General features: G+C 73.0%; 30 protein-coding genes and 2 pseudogenes. 18 read left to right on the top strand and 14 right to left on the bottom strand.

Features of this window, described 5'->3' with window-relative positions; all coding sequences use genetic code 11:
• Positions 1-23: 23 nt before the first annotated feature.
• The gene (locus FZ103_RS00650; protein WP_186355608.1) at positions 24-1553 is read right to left on the bottom strand and encodes an LCP family protein; all 1530 of its coding nucleotides are present in this window, start codon (positions 1551-1553) and stop codon (positions 24-26) included.
• A 279-nt stretch (positions 1554-1832) separates the two neighbouring features.
• On the opposite strand from FZ103_RS00650, the gene FZ103_RS00655 reads away from it, so the two are divergent.
• The 8 genes from FZ103_RS00655 (at position 1833) to FZ103_RS00690 (ending at position 7806) form a co-directional block, all read left to right on the top strand.
• The gene (locus FZ103_RS00655; RefSeq protein ID WP_155998063.1) at positions 1833-2258 is read left to right on the top strand and encodes a hypothetical protein; all 426 of its coding nucleotides are present in this window, start codon (positions 1833-1835) and stop codon (positions 2256-2258) included.
• The gene (locus FZ103_RS00660; protein WP_155998064.1) at positions 2258-2506 is read left to right on the top strand and encodes a hypothetical protein; all 249 of its coding nucleotides are present in this window, start codon (positions 2258-2260) and stop codon (positions 2504-2506) included. Before FZ103_RS00655 ends, FZ103_RS00660 begins: the two co-directional genes overlap by 1 nt.
• Positions 2503-2688 carry a hypothetical protein gene (locus tag FZ103_RS00665; RefSeq protein WP_155998065.1) on the top strand — a complete coding sequence of 62 codons (186 nt, stop codon included), beginning with the start codon at positions 2503-2505 and terminating at the stop codon, positions 2686-2688. The genes FZ103_RS00660 and FZ103_RS00665 overlap by 4 nt, the downstream gene beginning before the upstream one ends.
• Positions 2685-3479 (top strand): DUF2637 domain-containing protein, encoded by a 795-nt coding sequence (locus tag FZ103_RS00670; protein WP_155998066.1) that lies wholly within the window; start codon positions 2685-2687, stop codon positions 3477-3479. Before FZ103_RS00665 ends, FZ103_RS00670 begins: the two co-directional genes overlap by 4 nt.
• A gap of 83 nt (positions 3480-3562) precedes the next feature.
• Complete coding sequence (locus FZ103_RS00675) at positions 3563-3793, top strand: hypothetical protein (RefSeq protein ID WP_155998067.1); 231 nt, start codon at positions 3563-3565, stop codon at positions 3791-3793.
• Positions 3794-3876: 83 nt separating this feature from the next.
• Entirely contained in the window at positions 3877-6078 is a 2202-nt protein-coding gene (locus FZ103_RS00680; protein ID WP_155998068.1) for a DUF3631 domain-containing protein, read from the top strand.
• A gap of 203 nt (positions 6079-6281) precedes the next feature.
• A complete protein-coding gene (locus FZ103_RS00685) occupies positions 6282-7478 on the top strand; it encodes a helix-turn-helix transcriptional regulator (RefSeq protein ID WP_155998069.1) in 1197 nt (398 codons plus the stop codon).
• A 70-nt stretch (positions 7479-7548) separates the two neighbouring features.
• Positions 7549-7806, top strand: coding sequence for a hypothetical protein (locus tag FZ103_RS00690; RefSeq protein ID WP_155998070.1), 258 nt, complete (start codon positions 7549-7551; stop codon positions 7804-7806).
• 380 nt (positions 7807-8186) lie between these two features.
• On the opposite strand, the gene FZ103_RS00695 is transcribed toward FZ103_RS00690, so the two are convergent.
• The 10 genes from FZ103_RS00695 to FZ103_RS00735 all read right to left on the bottom strand — a co-directional run bounded on the left by FZ103_RS00695 (position 8187) and on the right by FZ103_RS00735 (position 14074).
• Entirely contained in the window at positions 8187-8438 is a 252-nt protein-coding gene (locus FZ103_RS00695; RefSeq protein ID WP_155998071.1) for a hypothetical protein, read from the bottom strand.
• A complete protein-coding gene (locus FZ103_RS00700) occupies positions 8435-8800 on the bottom strand; it encodes a hypothetical protein (RefSeq protein ID WP_155998072.1) in 366 nt (121 codons plus the stop codon). The genes FZ103_RS00695 and FZ103_RS00700 overlap by 4 nt, the downstream gene beginning before the upstream one ends.
• A gap of 113 nt (positions 8801-8913) precedes the next feature.
• Positions 8914-9504: a hypothetical protein gene (locus tag FZ103_RS00705; RefSeq protein WP_155998073.1), complete on the bottom strand. Its 591-nt coding sequence runs from the start codon at positions 9502-9504 to the stop codon at positions 8914-8916.
• 13 nt (positions 9505-9517) lie between these two features.
• Positions 9518-9943 (bottom strand): helix-turn-helix domain-containing protein, encoded by a 426-nt coding sequence (locus FZ103_RS00710; protein WP_155998074.1) that lies wholly within the window; start codon positions 9941-9943, stop codon positions 9518-9520.
• Positions 9940-10254: a hypothetical protein gene (locus tag FZ103_RS00715; RefSeq protein ID WP_155998075.1), complete on the bottom strand. Its 315-nt coding sequence runs from the start codon at positions 10252-10254 to the stop codon at positions 9940-9942. Before FZ103_RS00715 ends, FZ103_RS00710 begins: the two co-directional genes overlap by 4 nt.
• Entirely contained in the window at positions 10251-10817 is a 567-nt protein-coding gene (locus FZ103_RS00720; protein WP_155998076.1) for a hypothetical protein, read from the bottom strand. The genes FZ103_RS00715 and FZ103_RS00720 overlap by 4 nt, the downstream gene beginning before the upstream one ends.
• A complete protein-coding gene (locus FZ103_RS00725) occupies positions 10814-12700 on the bottom strand; it encodes an ATP-binding protein (RefSeq protein WP_222936414.1) in 1887 nt (628 codons plus the stop codon). The genes FZ103_RS00720 and FZ103_RS00725 overlap by 4 nt, the downstream gene beginning before the upstream one ends.
• Positions 12697-13542: a bifunctional DNA primase/polymerase gene (locus FZ103_RS00730; RefSeq protein ID WP_155998077.1), complete on the bottom strand. Its 846-nt coding sequence runs from the start codon at positions 13540-13542 to the stop codon at positions 12697-12699. Before FZ103_RS00730 ends, FZ103_RS00725 begins: the two co-directional genes overlap by 4 nt.
• Positions 13539-13811 (bottom strand): hypothetical protein, encoded by a 273-nt coding sequence (locus FZ103_RS24770; RefSeq protein WP_186355609.1) that lies wholly within the window; start codon positions 13809-13811, stop codon positions 13539-13541. The genes FZ103_RS00730 and FZ103_RS24770 overlap by 4 nt, the downstream gene beginning before the upstream one ends.
• 56 nt (positions 13812-13867) lie before the next feature.
• Positions 13868-14074 carry an AlpA family transcriptional regulator gene (locus FZ103_RS00735; protein WP_155998078.1) on the bottom strand — a complete coding sequence of 69 codons (207 nt, stop codon included), beginning with the start codon at positions 14072-14074 and terminating at the stop codon, positions 13868-13870.
• A 137-nt stretch (positions 14075-14211) separates the two neighbouring features.
• On the opposite strand from FZ103_RS00735, the gene FZ103_RS24775 reads away from it, so the two are divergent.
• The 3 genes from FZ103_RS24775 to FZ103_RS00750 all read left to right on the top strand — a co-directional run bounded on the left by FZ103_RS24775 (position 14212) and on the right by FZ103_RS00750 (position 17264).
• Positions 14212-14796, top strand: coding sequence for a helix-turn-helix domain-containing protein (locus FZ103_RS24775; protein WP_186355610.1), 585 nt, complete (start codon positions 14212-14214; stop codon positions 14794-14796).
• A complete protein-coding gene (locus FZ103_RS00745; protein WP_186355611.1) occupies positions 14780-15886 on the top strand; it encodes a site-specific integrase in 1107 nt (368 codons plus the stop codon). The genes FZ103_RS24775 and FZ103_RS00745 overlap by 17 nt, the downstream gene beginning before the upstream one ends.
• A gap of 373 nt (positions 15887-16259) precedes the next feature.
• A complete protein-coding gene (locus FZ103_RS00750) occupies positions 16260-17264 on the top strand; it encodes a glycosyltransferase family 2 protein (RefSeq protein ID WP_186355612.1) in 1005 nt (334 codons plus the stop codon).
• Between the two features lie 24 nt (positions 17265-17288).
• On the opposite strand, the pseudogene FZ103_RS00755 reads toward FZ103_RS00750, so the two are convergent.
• The 3 genes and pseudogenes from FZ103_RS00755 to FZ103_RS00765 form a co-directional block, all read right to left on the bottom strand.
• A pseudogene (locus FZ103_RS00755) lies at positions 17289-17537 on the bottom strand (type II toxin-antitoxin system Phd/YefM family antitoxin); the annotation flags it as partial.
• A 30-nt stretch (positions 17538-17567) separates the two neighbouring features.
• Positions 17568-18344, bottom strand: a complete 777-nt coding sequence (locus tag FZ103_RS00760; RefSeq protein WP_186355613.1) for a glycerophosphodiester phosphodiesterase — start codon at positions 18342-18344, stop codon at positions 17568-17570.
• Complete coding sequence (locus tag FZ103_RS00765; RefSeq protein WP_155998081.1) at positions 18341-19138, bottom strand: 2-C-methyl-D-erythritol 4-phosphate cytidylyltransferase; 798 nt, start codon at positions 19136-19138, stop codon at positions 18341-18343. Before FZ103_RS00765 ends, FZ103_RS00760 begins: the two co-directional genes overlap by 4 nt.
• A 365-nt stretch (positions 19139-19503) precedes the next feature.
• Here FZ103_RS00765 and FZ103_RS00770 point away from each other — a divergent pair, with 365 nt between their 5' ends.
• From FZ103_RS00770 to FZ103_RS00800, 7 genes and pseudogenes are all read left to right on the top strand, one after another.
• Positions 19504-20331, top strand: a complete 828-nt coding sequence (locus tag FZ103_RS00770; RefSeq protein ID WP_186355719.1) for an ABC transporter permease — start codon at positions 19504-19506, stop codon at positions 20329-20331.
• A 149-nt stretch (positions 20332-20480) separates the two neighbouring features.
• Positions 20481-21152, top strand: a pseudogene (locus FZ103_RS00775) (ABC transporter ATP-binding protein); the annotation flags it as partial.
• Between the two features lie 284 nt (positions 21153-21436).
• Positions 21437-22306: a hypothetical protein gene (locus FZ103_RS00780; RefSeq protein ID WP_155998083.1), complete on the top strand. Its 870-nt coding sequence runs from the start codon at positions 21437-21439 to the stop codon at positions 22304-22306.
• A gap of 3 nt (positions 22307-22309) precedes the next feature.
• Positions 22310-22954, top strand: a complete 645-nt coding sequence (locus FZ103_RS00785) for a DUF5941 domain-containing protein (protein ID WP_155998084.1) — start codon at positions 22310-22312, stop codon at positions 22952-22954.
• A 16-nt stretch (positions 22955-22970) separates the two neighbouring features.
• Positions 22971-23702 (top strand): sugar phosphate nucleotidyltransferase, encoded by a 732-nt coding sequence (locus tag FZ103_RS00790; RefSeq protein WP_155998085.1) that lies wholly within the window; start codon positions 22971-22973, stop codon positions 23700-23702.
• Between the two features lie 5 nt (positions 23703-23707).
• Entirely contained in the window at positions 23708-24757 is a 1050-nt protein-coding gene (locus FZ103_RS00795) for an iron-containing alcohol dehydrogenase family protein (RefSeq protein WP_155998521.1), read from the top strand.
• Positions 24735-25505, top strand: a complete 771-nt coding sequence (locus FZ103_RS00800; RefSeq protein WP_155998086.1) for a CDP-alcohol phosphatidyltransferase family protein — start codon at positions 24735-24737, stop codon at positions 25503-25505. Before FZ103_RS00795 ends, FZ103_RS00800 begins: the two co-directional genes overlap by 23 nt.
• The last annotated feature ends 105 nt before the right edge of the window (positions 25506-25610 follow it).

Here is a 25610-nt window from a genome sequence, read left to right on the forward strand (position 1 = left end):
CGGCGTGGTCGCACCCGCCCGGATCAGCCCGAGCAGACCTTCTCGCGGGCGGTGGAGGGCTGGGAGGCGCCGCCGTCCTGTGCCGCGGGTGCGGTGGAGGGGGCCGGCGCGGTCTCGGGCGGTTCGACCTCCCGGTAGTTGAACCCCAGCACGACCTGGATGCGCTCGCCCAGCCGCGGGTCCTCCTCCAGCGAGGAGCCCGGCACGGCCTCGGCGACGACGGCGGCTTCGGCCTCGGCCCCGGGTCCGTGGCGCAGCACGGTCTCGTGGACCTCGGTGCTGGACCAGTTGCGCGCGGGCGAGGGCACGCGGAAACCCGCGTCGCTGAAGGCGCGGTCGGCCTGGGCGCCCAGGCCGGTGATCCCGGTGCCGTTGAAGACCTGCAGGCTGATCTCGCCGGGGCGGGGCGGGTTGGCGTGCCCGTCGGCCGCCGCGCCGCCCTGCTGGCCATCGCCGCCGAGCGGCTTGTCGGCGTTGATCCGGGCGAACACCTCGGCGGCGGCGCGGCGGTCCCAGAGGACCGCGACGTCGCCGTTGGGCGTCTGGTAGTTCGCCTGCTCGACGGGCACGGTGGTGAAGGAGACGTCCTTCAGGCCGATCCCGCGCAACTGGCGGGCCAGCTCGCTGATGGCCGCGGCGTCCAGGCCCTCGTCGACGGTGATCGAGTCCAGCGCGGTGTCGAGGAACGTGCCGAAGCGCTTCGGGTCGGACAGCGTGTCGGTGCTCAGCGCGGTCTCCAGCATCGCCGAGAGGACCTGCTGCTGCCGGTCGATGCGGTCCAGGTCGCCGCCGGGCGTCTGGCGGGTGCGGGCGAAGGCGAGCGCCTCGGCGCCGGCGACCCGGTGCGTGCCCGCCTCCATGTCCAGGTTGGCCTTGGGATCGTGGATGGGCTGGGGCAGGCACACCTCGATGCCGCCGAGGGCGTCGACCATGTCCACGAACCCGGTGAAGTCCACCTCGACGTAGTGGTCGATGCGGACGTGGGTCGCCGACTCCACGGTCTGCACGGCCAGCGTGGGGCCGCCCAGGGAGTAGGCGGCGTTGATCTTGTTCTTTCCGTGGCCGGGGACGTCGACCCAGGAGTCGCGCGGGATGCCCACGACGGTGATGCGGTCGCGGTCGGCGTTGAGGTGGACGAGCATCATGGTGTCCGAGCGCCTGCCCTCGGCGCGGCCCACGCCCAGTTCGTGCTGGCGGCCGCGGTCCATGCCGTCACGCGAGTCCGAGCCGATGACCAGGAAGTTCAGTGCGCCGCCGACGCCGGCGTCCGGGCGGTCGCCGGCGACGATCTCGCCGAAGACGTCGAAGCGGTTGAGCCGCCCCGAAACCCACCCGGTCAGCGACCAGGCGGTCCCCGAGGCCAGCAGCACCAGCACCGACATGGTTCCGGCCAGCAGCAGCGCCGCGCGTTTGCGGCGGACGCGGGCGCTGGGCGGGGTGAAGCCGAGCCGCTGCGGTCGCGGGGGAGTCGGGGCGGAGCGCGGGCGGCGGAACTCGCCGTCGCGATCGGCTCGGTTTCCGCTGCGCCGGTCGTCGCCCGGGCGGTCGCTCACAGCACCCTCCGTTCGCCGCTCCGCGGTCCGGCACGGGCGGACCCCCGCCGCCTGCGCGGATCCACCGGCCCTCGGTTCGCCTCACTAGGTTGTCACCGAATCCACCGTTCCGCCTACAGATACACGCTGACCTGCGCAGAAACCGCAAAAATAGCGGTTGACCTGCGCAAACCGTATCCCCGCTCATCTGGGCTTATCCCCCAGTATCCGGGCCTCATCCGGGACAGAAACGGGACAGCGAACGCAGGCCAACCGCCAGAGTCGGAAGGTAGAACCGACATGGCACAGCCTACCCTCGCACCGCCCAACGCCACCCCTAGCGCGACGCCGCCCGTCCTCTCCCAGTGGCAGCTCCGCGAGCTGCCGACCGGCAGGCAGCAGGCGTACATCCCCGTTGGCGAGGTCTTCGCCGGCGCCGCCCAGCTCGACATCGTGCTGGAGCCCGACGAGCCCGGCGTCGGCTGGCCCAAGGTGTGCGTCATCAGCCGCAGCCGCTCCGGCACGGTCCACCGGCTCATCATCGCCGCGGTCGACGAGCTGGACATCGACCTCGACGCCGCCATCACCTCGGCCAAGGCGCAGGCCGCCGAGATGATCCTCGACCCGATCGGGGACGTGGGTGTGGTCGGGCTGGACCAGCTCACCGACGAGCAGATCCACTTCATGTGCTGGGCCCCCGTGGCCCTGACGGGGGGCGAGCAGTGATGGCTTCCCGCGACCGGTTCCGCGCCCAGCTCCGCGAGGCCATGGCGCAGGTGCCCGAGGCCGTGCTGACCGACGAGCACCGCGTCATCCTCACGTGGCTGGCCGGGTGGGACGACCAGGTTGTCAACGGTGTGTGCTCGCTGCTGCGCCTGGCCGCTGCCTACGCCGGCGGCCCGGCGGGCGAGCCCGCCTCGGTGCGCGACGCCTACGACCCGCACCGCACCCCGGGCGGAGGTGAGGTGTCGTGACCCTGCTCGGCGTCATTCACTCCAGCGGCGTGCTGCCCGCCCTCGGCCTGCTGCTGCTGGCCCTGCTGGTGGCCGTGCTGCGCCTGGCCGCGTTCCCGCTGGCGCTTGCCGCCCTGGCCCTGGACGCGCTCGCCGACGTCGCCACGCTGCCGCTGGCGCCGCGGGAAGGGGGCGCCTGGTGAACCCGCGGTTCATCCCCTGGGCGGCGTTCATCCTGGGCGCTGCCGCCAGCATCGCCGCGAACGTGGCGTACGCCGCCGATCGCACCGAGCAGATCGGCGCGGGGGCGATGCTGGCGGCCGCCTGGGCGCCGGTGGCGCTGCTGCTGGTGGCCGAGATGGTCACGCGCGGCACCCGCCCGACCGGTATCACCGCAGTGATCCAGTGGAGCGGTACCGCCGTCGTCGCCGCGGTCGCCGCTGTCGTGTCCTACGGGCACATGCGGGATCTGCTGCTGTCCTACGGCGAAACCGCGCTCGTCGCGCACATCCTGCCGCTGTCGGTCGACGGGCTGCTGCTGGTGGCCTCGGTGGCGCTCGGCCGGCGGCGCCAGCACCCGGCCGAGGCGGCAGCGCCCGCCCCGCAGCCCGCGGCAGCCGCGGCGGTAGGCGCCGCGGAGCAACCGGCAGCGGCCCCGGTGTGGACGCCCGTCGCCGAGCAGACCCCGGCCCCCGCGGGGGCCGGGCTGGCGCCGGGCGGCCTCGGCGAGCAGGCGCGCCCCGCGCGTGCTGCCGCGGCAGAACCGGCCGAGGCTGGCGCCCCCCGCAAGCGGCAGCCGAGGCGGCAGCGCCCCGCGCGGCTGTCGGCCGAGCAGGCGGCAGCCACGGCGGCGGAACTGATCGCTGCCGCCGACAGCGAGGGGCGCACCGTCACCGGCGCCGAACTCGGCGAGCGGTGCCAGCGCTCGGCGTCCTGGGGCCGCACGGTGCTGCGCGAGTACCGGCAGCGGCAGCCGTCACCGGTCGCGGTCTGACGGTGCCTCTGCCGCCCGCGCCGAGGCGCGCGGGCGGCGGGGGGACCGGCCGACCGGCCGGCCACGGCAACCGGGAGGAACCCATGGCAGACACCACCGAGCAGCCCGTAAGCCAGTGGCACTGGATCATCACCGTGCAATACCCCGCCCCCACCGGGATCGGGATGGACACCCGCTCGGGCACGTGGGGCGCGCAGCCCGGCGGCACCCGCGGCGAGGCGTTCGATCAGATCCTCACCCACGTCGCCGAACAGCTCGGGCTGATCCAGCGCCCGCACGTGCTGTTCTTCGCGCTGGAGCCCAACGCCCTGTGACCGCCACCGATGACGCGGCCCGCCCCGCCTGGCTACCGACCTCCGGGGCGGGCCGCCACTCCCACGTGAGGAGCCCACACAGCATGACAGAGCAGCCCCAACACCGCGCCGCGGCCGAGGTGATCCGGTTTCCCGGCGCCGACCTCGACCACGACGGCCCCGACGCCCCGCCCGCCGAACCGCTACCGGGCGCCGACGAGCAGCCGCCCCGCGCCGAGGTGGTCGGGCCGCTGGTTGAGGCCGAGCTTGTCGACGAGCAGGCCGAGGCCGCCGAGGCGCCGCCGGTCGACGCACCCGACCGCGGCGACTGGCTCGCCGAGCTGGCCGAGCGCGCCCGCACCGCCCGCCCGATCGTGCCCGCCTACCTGGCCACCGGCGCCGAGCGCGCCCGCCTGGCCCGGTTCCTGGCGGCCTACTCTGCGCACGTGGCCGCCTACCACGCCACCCGTACCCCGTGGTACCTGGTGAAGCTGCTGGGGCGCTCGCCGCGCGGTACCGGCCGCCTGGTGGTGCGCTGGTGGCACTGGGTCGCCGACGCCGAGTCCAAGCCGCTGCGCCTCCAAGCCGTGGCCCGCGGCGACACCAGCGGCTACCTGATGCTCAAGCGCGAGCACGACCGGATCGTGCGCCCGCGCCGCTACGCCTCGGCCGTGCTCGGCCTGGCCGTGCTGCTGGGCGCCGTCGTCGCCGCCGGGGCCGTGCCCACCTGGGCGGTATGGGTCGGCGTCGGGGTGCTGCTGTCGGCCCTGGGCGCGGCCGGCGGCCGCAAGGATGCGCCGCTGATCGGGCGGGCGGTACTGGCCCCGCAGGTGACCAAGCTCGACTCCGACACGGTGCTGCGGGCGCTGGGCTCGCTGGGCATCGCCGAGGTCACCAAGGCGCTCGGCCCCAAGGGCGCCGGGATCGCCTTCGTCGCCCCGATCGTCCAGGACGGCCCCGGCTGGCGCGCCGAGGTCGACCTGCCCTATGGGGTGACCGCCCTCGACGTCATCGAGCGGCGCGACAAGCTCGCATCCGGGCTGCGCCGCCCGCTGGGCTGCGTGTGGCCCGAACCCGTCAACGAAGAGCATCCGGGCCGCCTGGTGGTGTGGGTCGGACAGCAGGCGCTCAACGCGCAGCCGCCCGTGTCGTGGCCGCTGGCGAAGTCGGGCACCGCCGACCTGTTCACGCCGGTGCCCTTCGGCGCCGACGTGCGCGGCCGCCCCGTCGAGGTGTGCCTGATGTTCGAGTCGGTGCTGATCGGCGCCAAACCGCGGATGGGCAAGACGTTCGCGCTGCGGGTGCTGCTGCTGGCCGCGGCCCTAGACCCCGGCGCGGAGCTGCGCACCTTCGAGCTGAAGGGCACCGGGGACTGCCGGCCCCTGGCCAAGGTCTCCCACGACTACGGTTCCGGCGCCGACGAGGACACGATCGGGCGGTGCCTGTCCAGCCTGCGCAGCGCACACCGGGAGTTGGACACCCGCGCGGCCACGATCAGCCGGATCGCCGAGGCCGACCCGGCGCGCTGCCCCGAGAACAAGGTGACACCGGAGCTGGCGGGCGCGGGCCTGGGCCTACATCCGCTGGTGATCGCCATCGACGAGTGCCAAGAGCTGTTCGGCCACTCCGACAAGGACACGGCCAAGGAGGCGGCGCGGCTGGCCGAGGCCATCATCAAGCGCGGCCCGGCCATGGGCGTGATTCTGCTGTTGGCCACGCAGCGCCCGGACGCGAACTCGCTGCCCACCGGGGTGAGCGCCAACGTCGGTATCCGGTTCTGCCTGCGGGTGATGGGCCAGACCGAGAACGACATGGTGCTGGGCACCTCGGCCTACCGCAACGGGGTGCGCGCGACCATGTTCACCGGCAAGGACAAGGGGATCGGCTACCTCGACGGCGTCGCCGACGATCCCCAAATCGTGCGCACGGCCTACATCGACGCCCCGGCCGCCGAGCGCATCGCCGACCGGGCGCGGGCCGTGCGGGCGGCCGCGGGCACACTGACGGGCTACGCCGCCGGCAACGCCCCCGAAGTCGAGGACACCTCGACGCTGCTCGACCACCTGCTGGCGGTGTGGCCCGGCGATGCTGAGGCGGTGTGGTCGGTGCGGCTGGTGGCCGCACTCGCCGAGTACCGGCCCGAGACCTATGGGCCCTGGCAGGAGATCGCCGACGAGCGGGAGCGCGCGACCCAGCTCGCCAACGCGTTGAGCCCGTTCAAGGTCCGCACCAAGCAGATCAAGCAGGACGGGGTGAACAAGCGCGGCGTGGAGCGCGAAGCGGTGGAGAAGGCCGCCGGCCGGTAGCTGGCCGCCCGCTACCGGTAGCACCCCGTGTAGCGGATCAGCCCCCTCGTGACCTGCAACGCAGCGGGTAGCGAGGGGGCTTTCCCCTGCCCGCGGAACCGGCCGGGCGCCCCGCCTGTCCCCCGGATCGCCGCGGGCGCCCTGACACGGCAACGGTCCCGCTCTAGCCTGGTGGTGCGACCCAAGACCAGGAGAACGGGACCATGGCTGATCCTACCCCCGACCGCGCTCCGGCCTTCGGCGACCGGGTACGCGCCGCCCTCGACGAGCAGGGCGTGAGCGTGCGCGAACTGGCCCGGCGCACCCACTTCGATCACGCCTACCTCTCACGCGTGCTCGCCGGGAAACAGCGCCCCTCGGCGGGCCTGGCCGAGGCCGTCGACCGCGCCCTGGGCGCCGGCGGGGCGCTGGCGGCCGCCGCCGAGGCGCCCGCCCGGCCGGCCGCCGACGAGACCGGCGCCATGCTGGAGTTCATGCGCCGCGCCGAAACCTCCGACCTCGGCCCCGGCACCCTCGACGTCCTCGACGGCGCCGTTCACCAGCTCTGCCGCGACTACCCAACCATGCCCGGCCCGCAGTTGCGCGACCGCTCCAAGGCGCTCATGGAGCGCGCCGTAAGCATGCTGGATGGGCGCCTGACGCTGGCCCAACACCGCGACGTGCTCGTGATGGTCGGCTGGCTGGCCGCGCTGGTGGGGTGCGTGCACTTCGACGTCGGCGACCGGCCGGCGGCCGAGGCCGCCCGGCGGGCGGTGCGCCAGCTCGGCGAGCAGACCGGGCACGGCGAGATCATCGGATGGTCCTTCGAGATGGCCGCCTGGTTCGCCCTAACCGAAGGCCGATACGGCGCCGTCGTCGAGGCCGCCGAGGCCGGGCAGCAACACGCAGGCGTCACCAGCGCCGGTGTGCAGCTCGCCCTCCAGGAGGCCAAGGCGCGCGCCCGCATGGGCGACGACCGGGCGCACGACGCCATCACCACCGGCCGGGCGCTGCTGCGCCAACTGCCGCGCCCCGACCACCCCGAACACCACTTCATCTTCGACCCCTCGAAGTACGAGTTCTACGCGGCCACCATCTACACCCTGCTCGGGTGGGATCAGGTGGCCGCCGAGCACTGCGCCGAGGTGGTGCGCCAGTGCGAGCAGCCCGCCGGAACCCGCTGGCCCATGCGGCTGGCCGATGTCCGTATCGACCTGGGCATGCTGGCCGCCCGGCGCGGTGACCTCGACGAGGCCGTGCACCTGGGCGCGGCCGCCTTCGCCTTCGACCGGCGATCCGGGTCGCTGGTGAGCCGCGCCGGGGACCTGCTCGGCGAGCTGGAAGGCCGCTACGGCGACGATCGCCGGGTGAGCGACTACCGCGACCGGGTCGCCGCCGAGGCCGAGGCCGCCGGGTGGTGACCGGTGACCGCCGAGGTGGTCACCACCGGTCGTCTCCCGCCGGCCGCGGCGGGCGGGCGAGTCTGTCGCCATGGCTACCGCATCCCCTGACCACGACGACGACCAGGCCACCCTGGAACGGCTGAACCGGCAGTACCCGAACTGGAAGGTGTGGCGCTCCAAGGACGACCGGGGGCGCCCGGCCGCCTGGGTGGCGACCAACAAGCGCGGCCACGATTCCGTGTGCGCGCCGACGCTGCACGAACCGACCGCCGCGAAGCTGGAAGCGCAGCTACAGGCGCCGCCGCTGCGCCACTGCAAGCCCTTCGCCCTGGTGGCCGAAGGCTGACGTTCTGATCTCCGCGCGGCCGGGTCCGTCCTGGCCTTCCCACCGGCCGCGCGGTCCCGCACGCGGGCGCTGGACAGTAACCGCGATTCCGGCGGCGCACGCCGCGCCACCTGCGGTAACCCGCCTTCGGGTGGGTGCCTGTCCCGTTCCTGTTCCGGTCCCGCAGGGATCGGGTACCCCTGCGGTGTATCTGACCTGTGCTTTCCCGAACCCATAGACGGCCGGTCCCGGGGGCGGCGAGACTCGGCAGAGGACCGCGCGCCGGGCGGGACTTGTCCCGGCAGAGGACCGCGCGCCGGGCGGGACTTGTCCCGGGGGAGGCCGGCGCGCGCAACGGCCGCCCCCGCGTCAGCCGCAGGGGCGGCCGTTCTCGATCGGATCTACCCGGTCGCTTCACGCTCGGCCATTTCCAGCCATTCGCCGAAGGAGCGGCCCGTCTCGGCGCACCATTCCCGCGCAGCCTCCTGCTGGCGTGTGGTGGCCTCCATCCACAGCCAGCTAAGGCCGCCGGCGCCGAAGTCCGGCCGCTCCCAGGCGGCGCGCTCAGCCTCGGTCAGCCAGCCGCCCCAGTTGCGCGGGTGCAGCTCCTCCGGCAGCGCACCGCCCATACCGGGCGGCCGCCTGCGCCTCATGCAACATCCCGGAAGCCGTAGGCGCCGCGGGCGGCGCCGCGGCGTTGCGGTCGGCGAGCCCCATCATCCTCCCCGCTGGGCAGGCGCATGGAAGCGAGGAGACGGGTCAGCGTGATCGACTGCTGTCGGGACTCCACCAGCAGCGGGTGCGGCACTTCGTCGCCGTGGCGGTTCGTCGCCGTCAGCGGCGCCTCGGCGAGCGCGGCCGCCATCTCGTCGAGGCGGTCGACACAGCGCACCGCCTGAACGAGCAGCAACTCCTCGTGGGCGTCGAGGTCATAGTCCTCAACGATCGAACACCACAGCTTGCGGCCGGACGCGCCGGCCCCATTCGGCGGCGAAGGCACGCGGTCAGTGGTCATGCGGTCAACCTCCATAAGGACGTTTCGGGCGCCGCGCACCGGCGGACGCTAAACGCACCGATCCACGGGCCCCCCGGGGAGGGGGGAACCTCCCCGGGGGTGGGCTGCTCGGTTCACTCGTCGCCGAGGTCGGTCGCGGCGAGGCTGTCGACCTGGTCGGGGCGCTTGCTTGCGAGCGCGCCGGTGGGCACGACGGCGAACTGCATCTCGACGCGGAACCCGTAGGCGACATCGTTGGGGTCGGGCAGCTCTCGCAGGCGTGCGAGCGCCTCGGCCGCCTTGGGTCGGGTGCTTACGTACTCGTCGACGATGGCGGACCATTCGACGTCGAGGGGGAACTCGACCGCGCGCGCGGCGATGGCCTGGGCGAGGTGTTCGTCGCCGTTGCGCTCGGCGCGGCGCAGCAGCTCGCGCGCTTCGGTGGCGTCCTCGACACGGGCGGCCCGGTCCTGGGCGTCGCGACGGCTGATGGCTGATGTGGGGTCGGTGCTGGTGAGTGATCCGAACAGTTGGCGCTCGGCTATGCGCCGCTGGGTCTTGAGGTCGTCGAGAAAGGTCTGCTTGGCCTCGGCGAGCATGTCGCGCGCCTTGACGTACTCGCGTGCGGTGAGGACTTCTTTGCCCTGCTGGCTGAGGTCGCGCCGGGTGTTGATGCGCTCGGCGGTGCGCTGGAACTCCTGTTGTACGTCTGCGGGTGTTGCCACGGTGTCCCCCTGCTCAGGCTGCCCGCAGGGTGCGGGCGGCGCGGTAGTGCTCGACGTCGTCGCGGTTGATGCGCCAGCGGCCGGCGACGCTGCGGGCGTCGAGGCGCCCCTGGGCGATTGCCAGGCGCACGGCCCGGTCGCTGATGCCCAATGCCTCGGCGGCCTGGCTGGTGCTCAACCATGCACACGATGGCGCGGCTTCCGGTTCTGGTGGGTCCGTACTTCCGGTGGCGGTAGCCCGCCACGCGGCGGCCGCGGTGCCGAGCGCGACGAGTACGGCATCGAGTTCGGGGTCGTGGCCGCGGACGTCGAGTCGCAGGCGACGCAGGTTCATCAGCGCGTCGAGGCGGGCTGCCACGCGGCCGGGGACGATGGCGACGGGCGCCTCGACGCCGTGCACGTAGGCGCTGGGCGGCCGGGGCGCCGCTCCCGCACTCATGGGGCCGCCTCACCGGAAATCGGGGCCGTGAGGTCAACGCTGGCGGCCGAACGCGCACCGGCGCTGGTGGGTGCCTGCGCCGTGGGTGCCGACCGCTCAGCGTCGATCTCAGCGAGAAACTCGTGGGCGGCGGCGCGCACGTCGCCGTCGAGGTCGGCCTCGGCGAGCGCCTTGTGGGCGGCGCGGACGCTGGACGTGGTGGCGAGCACCGCCAGCACGCACCCGGCGGCGCGCCGCTGCATCGACCCGGCGGGCGCGGCGTTGACGGCGTCGCGGGCACGCATGGCGAGGTCGGGCGGTTCGGTGGTCATTCGGCTCCCCCGGCGGCGTGCGTGATCAGTGGGTCGTGCGTGTCGATCCGCCGGCGCCGCTCCAGCTCGGCCTGCCACCCTTCCTGGGAGTTGCGGCGAGCGACCTCGCTCCGCACCGCTTGCTCCTCGGCTGCCGCGGCCGCACGGTCGCGACGCTGGCGCACCATCGCGGCGAGTTCGCGGAGACGTGACAGGTCGGCGTTGTCGGTGCCGAGGTGACGTCCCGCGGTTCGTAGCACGTCGGCGACCGCGTGCAGGATGGCGTCAGCGGATCCGGAACGGGCGCGGCGGTTGGCGTGGCTGATGGTCCGGCGGTCGCTGCGGACGTCGGCCTCGGTGCCACGGCCGCGCAGGACTCGGCGGGTTTCGCCGACGACCTTGCCCAGGCGTTCGCCGAGCTCCGTCTGCTCGTCGGGGGTGAGCCAGTTGGCGGGGTCGTCGGAGACGCGTTCGTGAGCAAAGCAGACGGTGCGGACGTGGTGCTCGGCTTGAGCGGCCCACTGCTCACGAGATGGCCAGGCTCGAGCCACGGTGGCTCTTTCCCCGGTCGGGTCGACGGTCATGCGGAGCCCTCCTCGGCGTCGCAACTGGGGTGTGTGGTCTGGCGGGGCTCGACGATCGTCATGGGATCGCCGCACACCTGGCACGTGCCGCGCGGGCGCCCGCCGGGGGTGACGGGATTAGAGAGAGGGTGCATTTCAGCGCCCGCTGCGCCCGCAGCACCCGAAGGGGGTTGTTCGCCCAGCTCAGACGGGTCGCTCTCTGCGGGTGCTGGCGAATTCTCAGCACCCGCCCCAGCGCCCGCAGCGCCCGCGCTGGGGCGGGTGCGGGTGCTGTGATGGGAGTTCCGGGTGCTGGCATCCGGCACAGCACCCGCGCGTTTCCCCTGTTCAGCGCCACTAGCGGGTGCTGTGGGCGCTGCGGGTGCTGTTTTGCACCCACTCTCTAATGCCGTGATGCGGTAGAGCCGCGATCGGTTGCCCGTGGTCTGGCGCTGGGTGTCGTCGACCTCGATACCGATAGCCCGCAGCGCCGGGGCGAGTCGCTTGAGGTAGCCGCCGGCGCGGGTGCTGTCCCGCGGCCACTTCTTCGGCAGACGCTCGGGTGTTTCGACGGCGTCGAGGATCTGCTGGGCGGTCAAAGTGACACCGTCCGCCCCCGCCTTGCGGACCATGGCGACCACGGCCTGGGCAAAGGGTTCGCCTTCCAGCACGTCGGCGACGGCGTCGCGCGCGCTGGCCTTGTACGTGTCCAGCGTCCGCCAGCCGCGCACCCGGTCGACGGCCGCCAACACCCGGGCGAAGTCGGCCATGCGCGGCCGCTCGGTCAGCTCGACGTCGGGCAGCGCCTTCAGCACGTCGGCGAGCAGGTCGAACAGGCTGGCGAGGATGCCCGCGTGCGCGTCGGCGAAGGCGGTGTCGAGGTCGCCCTCCTCCCGGCGCTTGTGGTCGGGTATCAAGTCCAGTTCGATCGTCAGCAGCCGCTCGGCGAGGTCGCCGGCCAAGGCCCCGGCGTCGATCGTGGTCATAGCCAGCACCCGCCGGAACTCCAGCACGACGACGTCGTCGTCGGAGTAAAGCGCCCGGTCGACGATCCCGTCACCGGTCACCGCGCGGCACAGTGCGTCAGAGAGCCAGTCAGGTAGGTAAGAGACGTTGTCCAGGCACAGCGCCCAGCTGTTGAACGCCTGCACACTCCAGCTGCGCACATCGCGCGGCGCCGTGCGCTTCGGAGCGCCCGAGGGGTCGATGATCCCGATGACCATCTGGGCACCCTTGCTCTTGCCCGTGCCCTGCTCGCCTCGGAACGTGAGGATCGGGTGCGGCAGGTCGGGGATGAACGCCGCGGCCAGCCACGCCGTCAGCAGCTCGAAGCCGCGGTCGTCGGTGTTGATCAGACGCCCCAAGCGGGCGAGCCCATCGCCGTCTCTGACCGGCGCGGGCAGCGGCTTCATGGCGCCCGAGCGGCGGAAAAGCACCGGCGAGCGCGCCTGACGCCGCCAGCCGTGCGGGCCGATCACCACGCAGGCCCCGTCCGCAGTACCCAGGTCAACCACGATCTCGTCGCCGTTGCGCGCGACCCGCAGGTGCGGCACCCGCGGGTCGGCCGAGCTGGCAACGCCCTCCAGGACGGTCATGGCGTCGGCGAGCCCTGCCTGCGAGGGGACAGCGCCACCGTTGGTGTCGGTGTAGATGCGCGCCAACTGGGCGCGCAGCCCCGCCTTTCCGCGCAGCGGCAGGGCGATGTTGGGGCCGTCGAGCGCAACGGCGTAGGCGCGCCCGTCCTCTGCCATGAAGAACTCATAGCGTTTTCGGGCGAGCGCGACCAACTGCGAGGCTTGGGACGGCCCCTTCTTGTTGCCGCCCTCCTCGACCGTGATGCCGTTGGCCTCCATGATGCGGCGCGCCTGCTCGTTGACGTCGTCGCCGTTGTGGTCGTCAGTCACCGGGCCGCCTTCCGATACGCGGAGTCGATGGTCTTGCGGGATTCGCCCTCGGGCAGGCCGACCGCGGTAGCGGCGTCGGTCAGCGCCGCCGCGGCGGCGCTGCGCTCGCCGACGTCGTCGAGGGACTCGAACGCGCGGCAGGCCGCCCAGTACAGTCGGGCGTTTCGCTCGCCCTGCCGGGATTCCAAGACGAACCGCACCAGGGCCAGGAGCCGCCGGCCGGGCGGCGCGGTTACGGTCGTCACCCCGCTCCGGTCTGTCGACCTCGGCGCCGCCTGGAGCGCGGCCACTAGCCACCCGGGGGCTGCGGCGATGGGGCGGTCCTCGGCCACCCGGTAGAGGACGCCGGTGGCGTGCACGGATCCGGGGCCGATCACGTAGGCGCGCCCCGCCCGCACGTCGCCGTCGAGGTGACCGCGCAGCGCGCCGAGTCCGTTGCCGAGGTCGGCGTCGGCGGGCGCCCAGTAGTAGTCATGGTGGCCTTTCGCCGTGGTCACGCGCATGGTCGGTGCATGCTGTTCGCCGAGGTCGGCGGCGGCCGCTTCGAGGGCGCCGGGGCGGTCGGAGTCGACCACCACCAGGCGCTCCCCGCTGGGGCCGCGGGCGGCGCCTACGGCGACGGCCACGTTGCGGTGCCGGCCGTCGAACCAGCGGAAGGCTTCCCGCTCGTCACTGGTGTAGGTGCGGCTGAAGGGCACGCACGGGTGTTTTCCCCGGTCGGCGCACTCGGTCGGGTCGTGGCCGCGACCGATCCCGGTGCACCGGGCGGTTGCGGGGTGGTCGGCCGGGAACACGGGCAAGCCTCGGCTGATCAGCCAGAGGGCGCCGTCTAGCGGAGTCACCTGCCCTCACCTCCGCCCCGGTACCGGCGTGCGATGACGACCCACACGCGGCGTCCGCACCGGGCGCGCCGGATGCCGGCCAGCGCTTCGAGCGCGCGCCCGCGGGCGAGGTGGTGGTGTCCGCACTGAGGGCAGGCATAGACGGCCGCCCACAGCGTGCGCCCGGGAGCGGGAGCGTAGGCCGAGGCGAAGGCCGAGGGCATGCGATCGAGGGCGGCCTGTTCGGCGACAGTGGCGGACGCTATGCTCTTGCTAGCTCCTGCATCCACATGAGCGCTTGTGCGACCCTCGGCCCCGCCCGGCCGGGGGTCGCTGCTTTGTGTGGTCACGCCGCCTCACCGTCCCCGCCCTGCTCGCGCGCCTTCAGCCATGCGATGACTGCGGCCTCGGGGTACCGGACGCGACCGGACCGGCCCGGCGAGAGCTTCACGTAGCGCGGGCCGCGCCCCTCGTAACGCATCATCACCAGCGTCTTCGGCCTGACGCCGGCCAGCTCCGCCGCCTGCTCGGTAGTCAGGTACTTGGTACTCATCTCTCACCTTCCAAGATTGCACTTTTTAAGTGCAACTCTGCTTGACACGAGTGCCTGTGTGCATGAAGCTAGCACATGTACGCAGACGCTGCCAGACAGCAAAGGAGGTGACCGGATTGCTCGTTACAGTGGCCCCTATGGCGACGCGAAAGACCAAATTCCATGGCCCAACCACTAAGACAGTGGCGCAGAACGTCCGACGGCTACGCGAGGGTCAGGGGCTTTCGGCCGCCAAACTCTCTGCTCGGACCGCCGAACTCGGCTACGACATCCCGCGGGAGGGCATTCAGAAGATCGAGGCCGCGGCGGACGAACGGCCGGGCGCTCGACACGTCAACGCCGACGAACTGATGGTGCTGTCGATCGCGCTCGGTGTGAACCCCAGCGCCCTGCTGCTTCCTCCGACTCTCGCCGGTTACGCCGAGATCACGGGGAGAGGCGAGTTTCCCGCGGACTACGCCTGGCTGTGGGCGGACGGGCAGCGGCCTCTGTCTCTCGACCCCGACGACACCGAGATAGCCGCGTTCATCGCCCACGCTCGGCCGCGTGGCACCCGTGCCGGCACCCTCGCCCAGCATGGCGAGGTGGCCGACCGGCTCAACCGCACGCGCGCCCAACTCCTCGGCCCTGAACGGCTCGATGAGGACGCACGTGTTCGACCCGGGTACATGCAGGCACCGGAGAACGAACAGGAGAGCCCGCCCGATGGCGCGGATACGTGACCTCTGGAAGAACCGCGACGGCTCGAAGTCGGCGCGCCACGGCAAAGGCAAGCGCTGGTGTGTCGTGTGGGTCGACCCCGCCGGCGCCGAGAAGTCCAAGAGCTTCCACCGCAAGCCCGACGCCGAGCGCTACGCCGCGACCGTCGAGGCCGACATGGCGCGCGGCGCCTACGTCGACCCCGCCCGGGGCCGCATCACGCTCGCCGAGTACGTCGAAAAGCGCTGGAAGCCCGCCCAGCACCACCTGGGCGAGAACAGCATGACGACCTACGACCGGCACTGGCGCGTGCGCATCGAGCCGCGCCTGGGGCATCGGCAGCTCGGCAGCCTCACCCGCGCCGACGTGAAACGGCTGGTCGCCGAGGTCAAGGACACGACGTCGACCTCGACGCTGTACACGACCGTCGCGACGCTGCGCGTCATCCTCGCCTCGGCGGTCGACGATGAACTGATCGTCGCCAACCCGTGCGCCAGGGTGAAGCTGCCGAAGCGAGAGCAGCACGACGTGACGGTCTTCACCGCCGAGCAGGTCCGCGCGCTCGCCGACGCCATACACCCGCGGTTCCGCCTGGCCGTGATCCTGGCGGCCGGCGCCGGGCTCCGGCAGGGCGAAGCACTCGGCCTCACCAAGGCGCGTGTGGAGTTCCTGCGGCGGCGGCTGCTGGTGCGCAAGCAGATGCAGAACGGCGCACTGGTCGACGTGAAGACCGGTGCGGGGCGGCGCACGGTGCCCCTGGACGACGGCATCCTCGCGGAGGTCACCGAGCACATGAAGCGGTTCCCGCCGCGCGCCGACGACGGGGTGCTGATCACCAACCCGAACGGATCCTCGGTGCTGCGCAACCGCTTCGGCGACGTGTGGCGGGCGGCAGTGAGGAAGGCCGGCATGCCGAAGGGCACGCGCTACCACGACTTGCGGCACTACTACGCCTCGGCGCAGATCGCCGCCGGGGTGAACGCCAAGGCGATCCAGTCCCGTATGGGGCACGCCACGATCAGCGAGACGTTCGACACCTACGGGCACCTGATGCCCGATCACGAAGACCTCGGCAGGGGCGCCATGGACGCGGCGCTCGGGTTCGCCGTCTAGGTTGCCGCACCCGGTTACCCGCGAGTAGGCGGGACAGATCCGGGATGCAGCCCGATCACAACTGAATACCCGCAGGTCGGCGCGTGTCTTGTCACCGAATCCACCGATCGGTCGCTCGATGTCAGCTCTCGGCGTGTTGCCCACTTCCTGCCGGGCGAGGCGGTCGGCGGGGGTCGGCGGCGCCCGGCGGTCCGCCTTGTCCGACGCACGGGGCGCCCGCGCGGTTCTGCGCGGCGGGTGCGGGCGGCCGGGGCGGGCCGGTCGCGGTGGCCGGGCGCGGTGGCCGGGCGCGGCCGGAGAGTGCAGTACCGTATCGACTGCGAACCCGCAAGCGGATCGCGCACCCCGTGTACTCCGACCGTTGGAATCGCCCGTGACCTGGCCGGCCGTATCCGTCGTCATGCCCGTGCTCAACGAGGAGCGCCACCTGGCGTCCGCAGTCCGCCACGTCCTCGCCCAGGACTATCCGGGCGAGCTGGAGGTCGTGCTCGCGGTCGGCCCGTGCGCCGACCGCACCCGCGAGGTCGCCGACGGCCTCGCGGAGGCGGACTCGCGGGTGAAGGTCGTCGACAACCCCACCGGCCGCACGCCGACGGGCCTCAACGCCGCGATCGCCGCGTCCTCGCACAGCATCGTCGCGCGCATCGACGGCCACTCGATGATGCCCGCCGACTACCTCGCGGTCGCGGTGCGCACCATCGAGGAGACCGGTGCGGACAACGTCGGCGGCATCATGGCGGCCGAGGGCGAGACCCCGTGGGAGAAGGCGGTCGCCGCCGCCATGACCTCCAAGGTGGGGGTGGGCAACGCCCGCTTCCACACCGGCGGCGAAGGCGGCCCGGCCGACACCGTCTACCTGGGCGTCTTCCGCCGCTCGGCGCTGGAGCGCGTGGGCGGCTACGACGAGGCGTTCCTGCGCGCCCAGGACTGGGAGATGAACCACCGCATCCGCACCAGCGGCGGCACGGTCTGGTTCGAGCCGCGGATGCGCGTCTCCTACCGCCCCCGGCCCACCGTGCGGGCCCTGGCCAAGCAGTACTTCAACTACGGGCGCTGGCGCCGCGTCGTCTCCCGCCAGCACAAGGGCACCATCAACCTGCGCTACCTCGCACCACCGGTCGCCGTCTGCGCGATCGCGCTGGGCCTGGTGGGCGGAGTGGTGTTCTGGCCCGCCTGGCTCGTCCCCGGGGCCTATGCCGCCGCGATCCTGGCGGCGTCGTTCCCGCTGGGCCGCGGCCTGCCCGCCAAGGCCCGGATCAGCATCCCGCTGGCCCTGGCGACCATGCACATGGCCTGGGGCGTCGGCTTCCTCACCAGCCCCCCGAGCCTGGGCGCCGACTCCCGAGTGGCCCGGGCCAACCGCCAGCAGCCGGCGTAGGGATCGGCGCGGTCGTCGGCGTCGTCACCGCCGATGCTTCCGCTCAGCCATCAGCGCGGAGACGGTCTCTGCGTCGAAGACACTGCCCTCGGCCAGATTCCGCCGGGATTCGGCGATCTGCTGCATAAGCTCATGGTCGCCGAGGATGTCCAGTGTCTCCTCCAGCGCCTCCAGGCGGTCCGCCGAGATCAGGACGGCCGCTTCCCGCCCATAGCGCGTGATGACCACCTTGCCGCAGGTGCTTTCCACCTCGTCGATCAGCTCAGGCAGCCGGTCGCGGGCGTGCGTGTGGAACCGGCGGGCTCAGTGTTCCTTCAGTGCCGCCACGACTCCCGGCACGTCGTCGACGACCACGGCGTCCACGCCCGCCTCGGTGAAGCGGGCGGCGTCGACCGGGTCGGGGCACCAGGTGACGACCTCCAGGCCCGCTCGGTGGGCGATGCCGACCGTGTAGGCCACCTCGCGGCGTCCCGGGCGCGGGGCGTCGCCGGTGAGGCCGAAGGAGCGGGCGTCGATCGCCACCAGGTCGCAGCCCAGGCCGGCGGCGCCGGCCACCGCCTGGTCGAGGGGATTGCGCACGAACGGCATCCACGCCAGCGGGATCTCCGGCGCCCCCGCGCGCACCGCCAGCAGGGCGGCGGGATCGAACGAGCAGACGAACACGCGCTCCCGACCGGATGCGGTGCGGCGGCGCTCGGCCTCGCGGCGCAGGGCGGGCAGCAGCAGTGACGCGGTGCGCCGCTCGGGCGGGTCGGTCGCGTCCTCCATCACCGTCTTGACGTCGACGTCCACGCCGACGACGGCGGGAACCGCCGCGAACGCCTCCTCCAGCGTGAGCAGGCCCTCCCGGCGGCACACGTCGGCGGAGACGTCCACGATCGGCCGACCGTCGGCGAGGGCCGCGTCGTGGTGGATCACCAGCACGTCGTCGGCGGTGCGCCGGACGTCGATCTCGATCCACCGCGCCCCGGCCCCGACCGCCGCCAGGTAGGACTCCGCGGAGTTCTCCCGGAATCCCGACTCGGTGCCGCGCCCCGATCCGCGGTGCCCGATGACCTCGGGCGCGTCGAAGACGGTCACCGCCGGGCCTCCCGCCGCCCGTCCGCCGCCGCGCCCCCGCGCAGGCGCAGCAGCGTCTCGGCGATCTCCACGTCGCCGGGGTTGGTGACCTTGATGTTGGACTCGTCGCCGGCGATGATGCGGACCTCCTCGTCGGGCAGGTAGCGCAGCACCACACCGCAGTCGTCGGTGGCCACCAGCGCCGGGTCGGCCAGCGCCAGCCGGTAGGCGCGGCGGATCACCCCCAGCCGGAAGCCCTGCGGCGTCTGCATGCGGCGCAGCGAGGACCGGGGCGGAACGTCGCGCAGCACCTCGGCGCCCCCGGTGCCCGAGGAGACCTCGACCACCGTGTCGCCGGCGGGCACGGCGACGCCGACGGCGCCCGAGCCGGCCAGGGCGCCCACGCAGGAGCTGATGACGTGGGGCGTGACCAGCGGGCGGGCGGCATCGTGCAGCAGCACCAGGTCGTCGTCGCCGCGCTGCTCCAGCGCGCGCAGCGCCGCCGCCGAGGTCTCGGTGCGGCTCGCCCCGCCCGGCAGGACGGCCGAGACCCGATCGAGGCCCGCCTCGGCGACGATCCGCTCCGCATCGGCGAGGTGGTCGGCGGCCATCAGCACGATGACGTCGTCGACCTCGGGGGCGGCGCAGAACGCGGCCAGCGCGTGCTCGAGAACGGGGCGGCCCGCCAGCGGCAGCAGCTGCTTGGGCGCTCCGCCGCCCATGCGCGTGCCGACGCCGCCGGCCAGCACCGCCGCCGTGACGTGGGGGAGCGCACCCGCCTGCGGGCGCGCGGGCGGGGCCGAGTCCACCGGCATCGTCGTCCTCTCTGCTGCGGCAGCCGAGGCCGGGTCCGGCGGGCTCCGCTCCCGCTTCCCGGCGCACTAGCCGAGGTTAGCGGACCCGTCCCCGCGCGCTCCGACGCCCGCGCACCCCGGTCCTCCCGGTGGTGCGGCCCCAGCGGGCCTGCGGGCGGCGCCGTCTGGACCGACGAGACCGCGGAGCGAGGCCCCCGCGCACCCGCGGGCAAACACGCAAACCCGCTAGGCTCGGTGCTTGGGCGGAGTGCCGCGGCCTCCACCGCGGTCGGGTGCCGGGCGCCGGCGGAGGCGCTCCCGCGCGAGTGCGGCCCGCCCCGCCGCTTTCGCGGATTCGGGTGCACAGCGCAGGGGAGGAGGCGGCGGTGGCGTCGCGGGCGCTGGCCGTCTGGCAGAACCGGCGGGTCGTGAGCCTCCTGGTGCGGCGGGACCTGAAGGTCAGGTACCAGAGCTCGATCCTGGGCTACGCCTGGTCGATGCTGGAGCCCCTGGCGATGGCGGGGGTCTACTTCTTCGTCTTCGGCCTGATCTTCGACACCGACCGGGGCGTCCCCGGCGGCGCCGACGCTCCGGGCGGCTACCCCCTGTTCCTGATCTCGGGTCTGCTGCCGTGGCTGTGGTTCGCGCAGTCGCTGGGCCAGGCGCCCAACGCGATCATCAGCCACAGCAAGCTCATCACCACGATGCGCATGCCGCGGGAGATCTTCCCGGTCCAGGCGGTCGCGGCGAAGTTCGTCGACTACGTGTTCACCTGGCCGGTGCTGCTGGTCTTCGCGGCCGCCCTCGGCGGGCGCACCAGCGCCTGGGGCCTGCTGGTGTGGCTGCCGCTGGCCGTGACCGCGCAGCTCGTCTTCTCGCTGGGCATGACGTTCCTGCTGGCGACGGTGAACGTGCTGGTGCGCGACGTCGAGCGGGTAGTGCGGATCCTCAACCGGGTGCTGTTCTACTCCTCGGCCATCATCATCCCCTCGGCCCTGGTGCTGGAGTCGGACCGCTTCCCGGCCTGGTTCGTCACGCTTTTCCAGTTCAATCCGCTGCTGGGTATCTTCAAGATGCACCACGCGGTCTGGTATCCGGCCGACGCCCCCGGTGCCCTGGTCCTGTCGACGAGCATCGGGGGAGCGATCCTGATCCTGATCGCCGGATACGCGACGTTCCGGCGTCTGGAGGCGTCGATGCTGAAGGAGCTTTGATGCCGGAGCCCGTCATCGAGGCGGCCGGGCTCGGCATCCGGTTCTCGGCGAACCGCGGGCGCCGCCGCGGCCTGCGCGAGGTGCTGGCGGGCCTGCGGCGCGGCTCCCGAACCGGGCGGGGGGCCTTCTGGCCGGTGCGCGACGCCTCCTTCCGCATCCACCGGGGCGAGTGCGTGGGCATCGTCGGCAAGAACGGCTCCGGCAAGTCCACGCTGCTCAAGCTGATCGCCGGAGTGCTCATCCCCGACGAGGGCCGGGTGGAGGTCCGCGGCAGGGTCGCGCCCCTGCTGGAGCTGCGGGCCGGGTTCAACGGGCGGCTGACCGGGCGGGAGAACATCCACCTCGTCGGCTCCCTGCACGGGTTGAGCCCGGAGGTCATCGACGCGCGCTTCGACGAGGTCGTGGAGTTCGCCGACCTCCGCGAGGGCTACATCGACATGCCCGTGCGGCACTACTCCAGCGGCATGAAGGTCCGGCTCGGTTTCGCCCTGGTCGCCCAACTGGACCACCCCGTCATGCTGGTCGACGAGGTGCTGGCCGTGGGGGACGAGGAGTTCAGGCAGAAGTGCTACCGCGCCATCGAGGGGATGCTGGGCGAGGACCGGACGATGGTGCTGGTCTCCCACAGCGAGGCCGATCTGCGGCGCTTCTGCAGCCGCGGCCTGTACCTGAAGAACGGGGCCCTGGCGCTGGACGCCGACATCGACACCGCGCTGCGGGCCTACCAGGAGGACCTGCGCGCCGAAGGGGAGCAGCGGGGCGGCACCGCGCGCGGACCGGCCGGCGCCGACACCCCGGCCGGCGGCGACCAGGCGGCCTGATTCCCGCGGCCCCGGGGCCGTCGCGTCCACCGCGTCCGCGCGGCTTTCGGGCTCCTGAGCACTGTGCCGGCCGCCTCGACTCGGGCGCGGGCCCCTCGGGACTTCGTCGCTTTCGGTGTGCCGGTGGTTGCCAGGAGTACCCCCGCGGGTACACGGTGAACGCGAGGCCGCGTGGGAGGGGCACTGCCGTGTCAGACGTCGATGCGCGCGCCGGCCGCGGTGGCAGTAAGCGCACCGGTCCGCTCGGCGGCGGGCCGCGCCGCAAGCCGATGAGCCCGCCGGCCATGACTCAGGTCGGGACGGTGCTGGCCGCCGCGGCCGCGATCTGGTTCACCGAGGCCGGCCTGCGCGGCGCCGTCTGCGGCTCCCTGCTGCTGGGGGCCGTGCTGGGCAGCGACCTGCTGGCCCGCCGACTGCGCGGCGGGCGCCGCGACCGGCTGGACGTGTGGCTGGCGCTGGTGCTGGGACGGCTGCGGGAGTACGTCGTCTTCGCCGGCCTGGCGATCGGCGGCACGGCCGCCGGAGTCGCCGATGCCTGGGCCTGGGCGGCCGGCGCGCTCATCGCCCTCGCGCTGCGCGACTCCGTCGCTGCCGCGCGCCGCGCCGACGCCGGCGAGCCGGAGTGGACCCCCGAGTCCGGCCTGCCCCGCCCCATCGACGCCGTCGATCCCAGTCGGCACCCGGACGACGCCTCGGCCGGCGACGCCTCGCTGACCGCCGAACTCCTCGGCCGCCCTCCCGGCGGCTGCGACGACGGCGGCGCGCCGGACGGGGACCCCGGCGCGCCCTCGGACATCCGCACCGTGCCCAAGGGCGCCCCGTGGCCGGGCTGGTCCGAAGGCCGCGCCGAGATCCTGGGCGACGGGCCGGCCGGGCCCGAGGACTCCGTCCCGGCCGCCGCCGAAGGCCCCGCGGACGTCGCCGACGGCGGAGAACGCCCCGCCGACCGGGCCGGCACCGACCGGCCGCCTTCCGCCCGCGCCTCGCGCCTCCTGCGCCTGGCGGCCTTCCCCCAGGGCGCGCGCTTCGCCGTGGTGGCGCTGACGATAACGATTTGGGACGCTCGGGTGACGTTCATCGCACTGATCGTGGGCTGCGCGCTCGCGGTCACCGCCGAACTCGCCGGCGGCCCGGACCACGAGACCGCGAGGTGAGCAATGGGGGCGTCACCTTCACCGCCCGCCGGGCGCGGCGTGGACCTGCGCTTTCTCCGTGACGACGGTCACCTGAGCACCGGCCTGGGACGCCTCGCCGCGGGCGGCCTGCCGCCGCTGCTGCCCGCACTTGCCGGAGCCCTGGTCGCCGGTGTACTGATGGCGACGGGACTCCAGCACCTCGCTGGCATTACCCTGTTCGCACCGGTCGCCGCGCTGCTGCTCTCCGGAGTCGCCTCGGGCCACCCGCACGACGGTCGGCTCGACCGCCTGGTCCCGCCCCTCCTGCGTGCGACGGAGTACCTTTATCTCCTCGCGCTCGGCTACGGGTCCGGCGTCCCCGGTCCGCTGGTTTTCGTACTCTTGACTGCGGTCGCGCTGCACCACGCCGATGCCGTGCACCGCACCCGCATCGGTGTGCGCCCGCCCGCCTGGATCATGCGGGCGATGCTCGGCTGGGACGGGCGGATGCTGGTCCTGGCCGCCGGCGGGGCACTGGGCTGGCTGCCGTTCGCCTACGGTGTGCTGACGGGTTACCTCGCGGTACTGCTCGTCTGGGAGGCCACGACGAGCTGGCTGGCGACCCCGGTCGCGGAAGCGGAGGCTCCGCGCAACGAATCGGGAGGCGTGGACGCCTCCACGATGTAAGGAGGAACACGCCCACATGCTCGGTATGGTTCTTGCCGCAGGAGCGGGCCGCCGACTGCGCCCCTACACCGACACCCTGCCCAAGGCACTGGTGCCGGTCGATGGTGAGACCACCATCATGGACATCTCCCTGCGCAATCTCGCCGCCGCCGGCCTGACCGACGTCGTCGTCGTCGTGGGCTACCGCGCCGAGGCGGTCGAGCAGCGCAAGCAGGAGATGGAGCGCCGCCACGGAGTGCGGCTCACCCTGGCCTATAACGACAAGGCCGAGGAGTGGAACAACGCCTACTCCCTGTGGACCGCGCGCGAGTACTTCTCCGAGGGCGTCCTCCTCGTCAACGGCGACACCGTTCACCCGGTGAGTGTGGAAGAGACGCTACTCGCCGCGCGCGGACCCGAGCTCCTCCTGGCGGTGGACAACGCCAAAACGCTCGGCGACGAAGAGATGAAGGTGGTCCTGGACGACTCCGGCCACCTCAGCCGCATCACCAAGCTCATGGACCCCGCCCAGGCCGCCGGCGAGTACATCGGCGCGACCCTCATCGAGGGCTCGCTGTCGGACCGCTTGGCCGACGCGCTCCAGGCCACGTGGGAGCGCGACCCCCAGCTGTACTACGAGGACGGCTTCCAGGAGCTGGTCGACCGCGGCGGCAAGGTCGCCGTCGCGCCGATCGGCGAGGTCGACTGGGTCGAGGTGGACGACCACGACGACCTGAACCGCGCCAGGGAGATCGCATGCCGCTACTAGCCCGCATGGTCAACGCGCCGCTGGCCATCGACGTGCGCCAGGGCGCCATCGCCTCGCTGGGAACGGTGCTGGCCGACCGCCGCATCGCCAACGAGGGCCGCATCGCCGTGGCGGTGGGGCCCGGCCAGGGCTCCCAGATCGCCGCCGAGCTCGACCTGCCCCACTGCGAGGTGTTCCGGGTCGAGGGCGGCAGCGTGGACGTGGCCACCGAGCTGGGCAAGAAGCTGCGGTCGGGCGCCTACGAGGCCGTGGCCGGCATCGGCGGCGGCAAGACCATCGACGTCACCAAGTTCGCCGCCTCGATGGCCGGTATCCCCATGGTCGCGGTGGCCACGAACCTCTCCCACGACGGGATCGCCTCGCCGGTCAGCTCCCTGGAGCACGAGAGCGGCAAGGGCTCCTACGGCGTCACCATGCCCATCGCCGTCGTGGTCGACGTCGACTACGTGCGGGCCGCCCCCCAGCGCCTGGTGCGTTCGGGCATCGGCGACGTGGTGAGCAACCTGTCGGCCATCGCCGACTGGGAGCTGGCAGGCCGCGAGCAGGGCGAGCCCGTCGACGGGATGGCCGTCACCTTCGCGCGCACCGCCGCCGAGGCCATCGTCAACCGCCGCGACAGCGTCGACTCCCAGGACTTTCTGACCGCCCTGGCCGAGGCGCTGGTCCTTTCGGGCATGGCGATGTCGGTGGCCGGCTCCAGCCGTCCCGCCAGCGGCGCCTGCCACGAGGTGCTGCACGCCATCGACCAGCTCTACCCGGGAACCAGCAACCACGGGGAGCTGGCCGGCATCGGCGCCCTCTACGCCTATTTCCTGCGCAGCCGCTACCAGGGATTCGGCGAGGCGCGGATGAACGAGATCGGCGCCTGCCTGCGTCGCCACGGCCTGCCCGCCCTGCCCGGCGACGTCGGCCTGGACGAAGAGCAGTTCGCGCGCGCGGTGGCCCACGCCCCCGCCACCCGGCCGGGACGCTACACAGTGCTGGAGCATCTGGCCCTGTCCGAGAACGAGATCAGGCGGAGCGTGGCGGAATATGTCCAAGCCATCGATCGATGAGGTGCGCTCGGGCGGCCAGCCCGAGGGCATCAAGGAGCGGCTGAACGAGGAGCACTGGGCGGGCCGGCTCTACATGCGCGACCTGTCGCCCTACCTGAGCACCGCCTTCGTGCGGCTGGGCGTGCCGCCCAACCCCATCACCTATCTGATGATGAGCGCGGGAGTGCTCGCGGGCGCCGTCCTGGCCCTCGGCGGGCTGTGGTCGGCGGTGCTGGCGGTCGTCCTGGTGCAGCTGTATCTGCTGCTGGACTGCTCCGACGGCGAGGTCGCCCGCTTCACCGGCCGCACCAGCGTGGCCGGGATCTTCCTGGACCGCATCGGCCACTACCTGGCCGAGGTCGCCTTGCTGATCGGGCTGGGGGTGCGGGCCCAGGGCGGGCTCGACGCCGGCGGCTGGGTGATCGGCGGTATGGCCGCCGCTCTCGGCGCCGCCCTGATCAAGGCCGAGACCGACAACGTGGTGGTGGCCCGCGCCAAGGCGGGGCTGTCGGAGAAGATCTCCGACGCCGCGCTGCAGCCCCGCTCCGCGCGGCTGGGCATGGCCCGCAAGGCGGCCGCGGCGCTGCGGTTCCACCGGGTCATCCAGGCCGTGGAGCTGTCGCTGCTGGCCCTGGGCACCGCGGTGGTGGACCTGGTGCGCGGCGACCTGCTCGCCACCCGCACGCTCGTCGTGGTGTGCGTGGCCGTCGCCGCGGTGCAGACCGTCCTGCACATGGTCAGCGTGCTCGCGTCGCGGCGGCTGGAGTAGCCGGCCGCCGCCCTCGGCGCCGGATGCTGCGCACTCCGACTCCTGGCCGCCACCCGCGGCAGAGGCGCCGTGCGCAGCCCGGCGGCGTTTATGCTTCTGTTAGCC

The organism is Streptomonospora sp. PA3, assembly GCF_009728995.1.
Lineage (GTDB): Bacteria > Actinomycetota > Actinomycetes > Streptosporangiales > Streptosporangiaceae > Streptomonospora.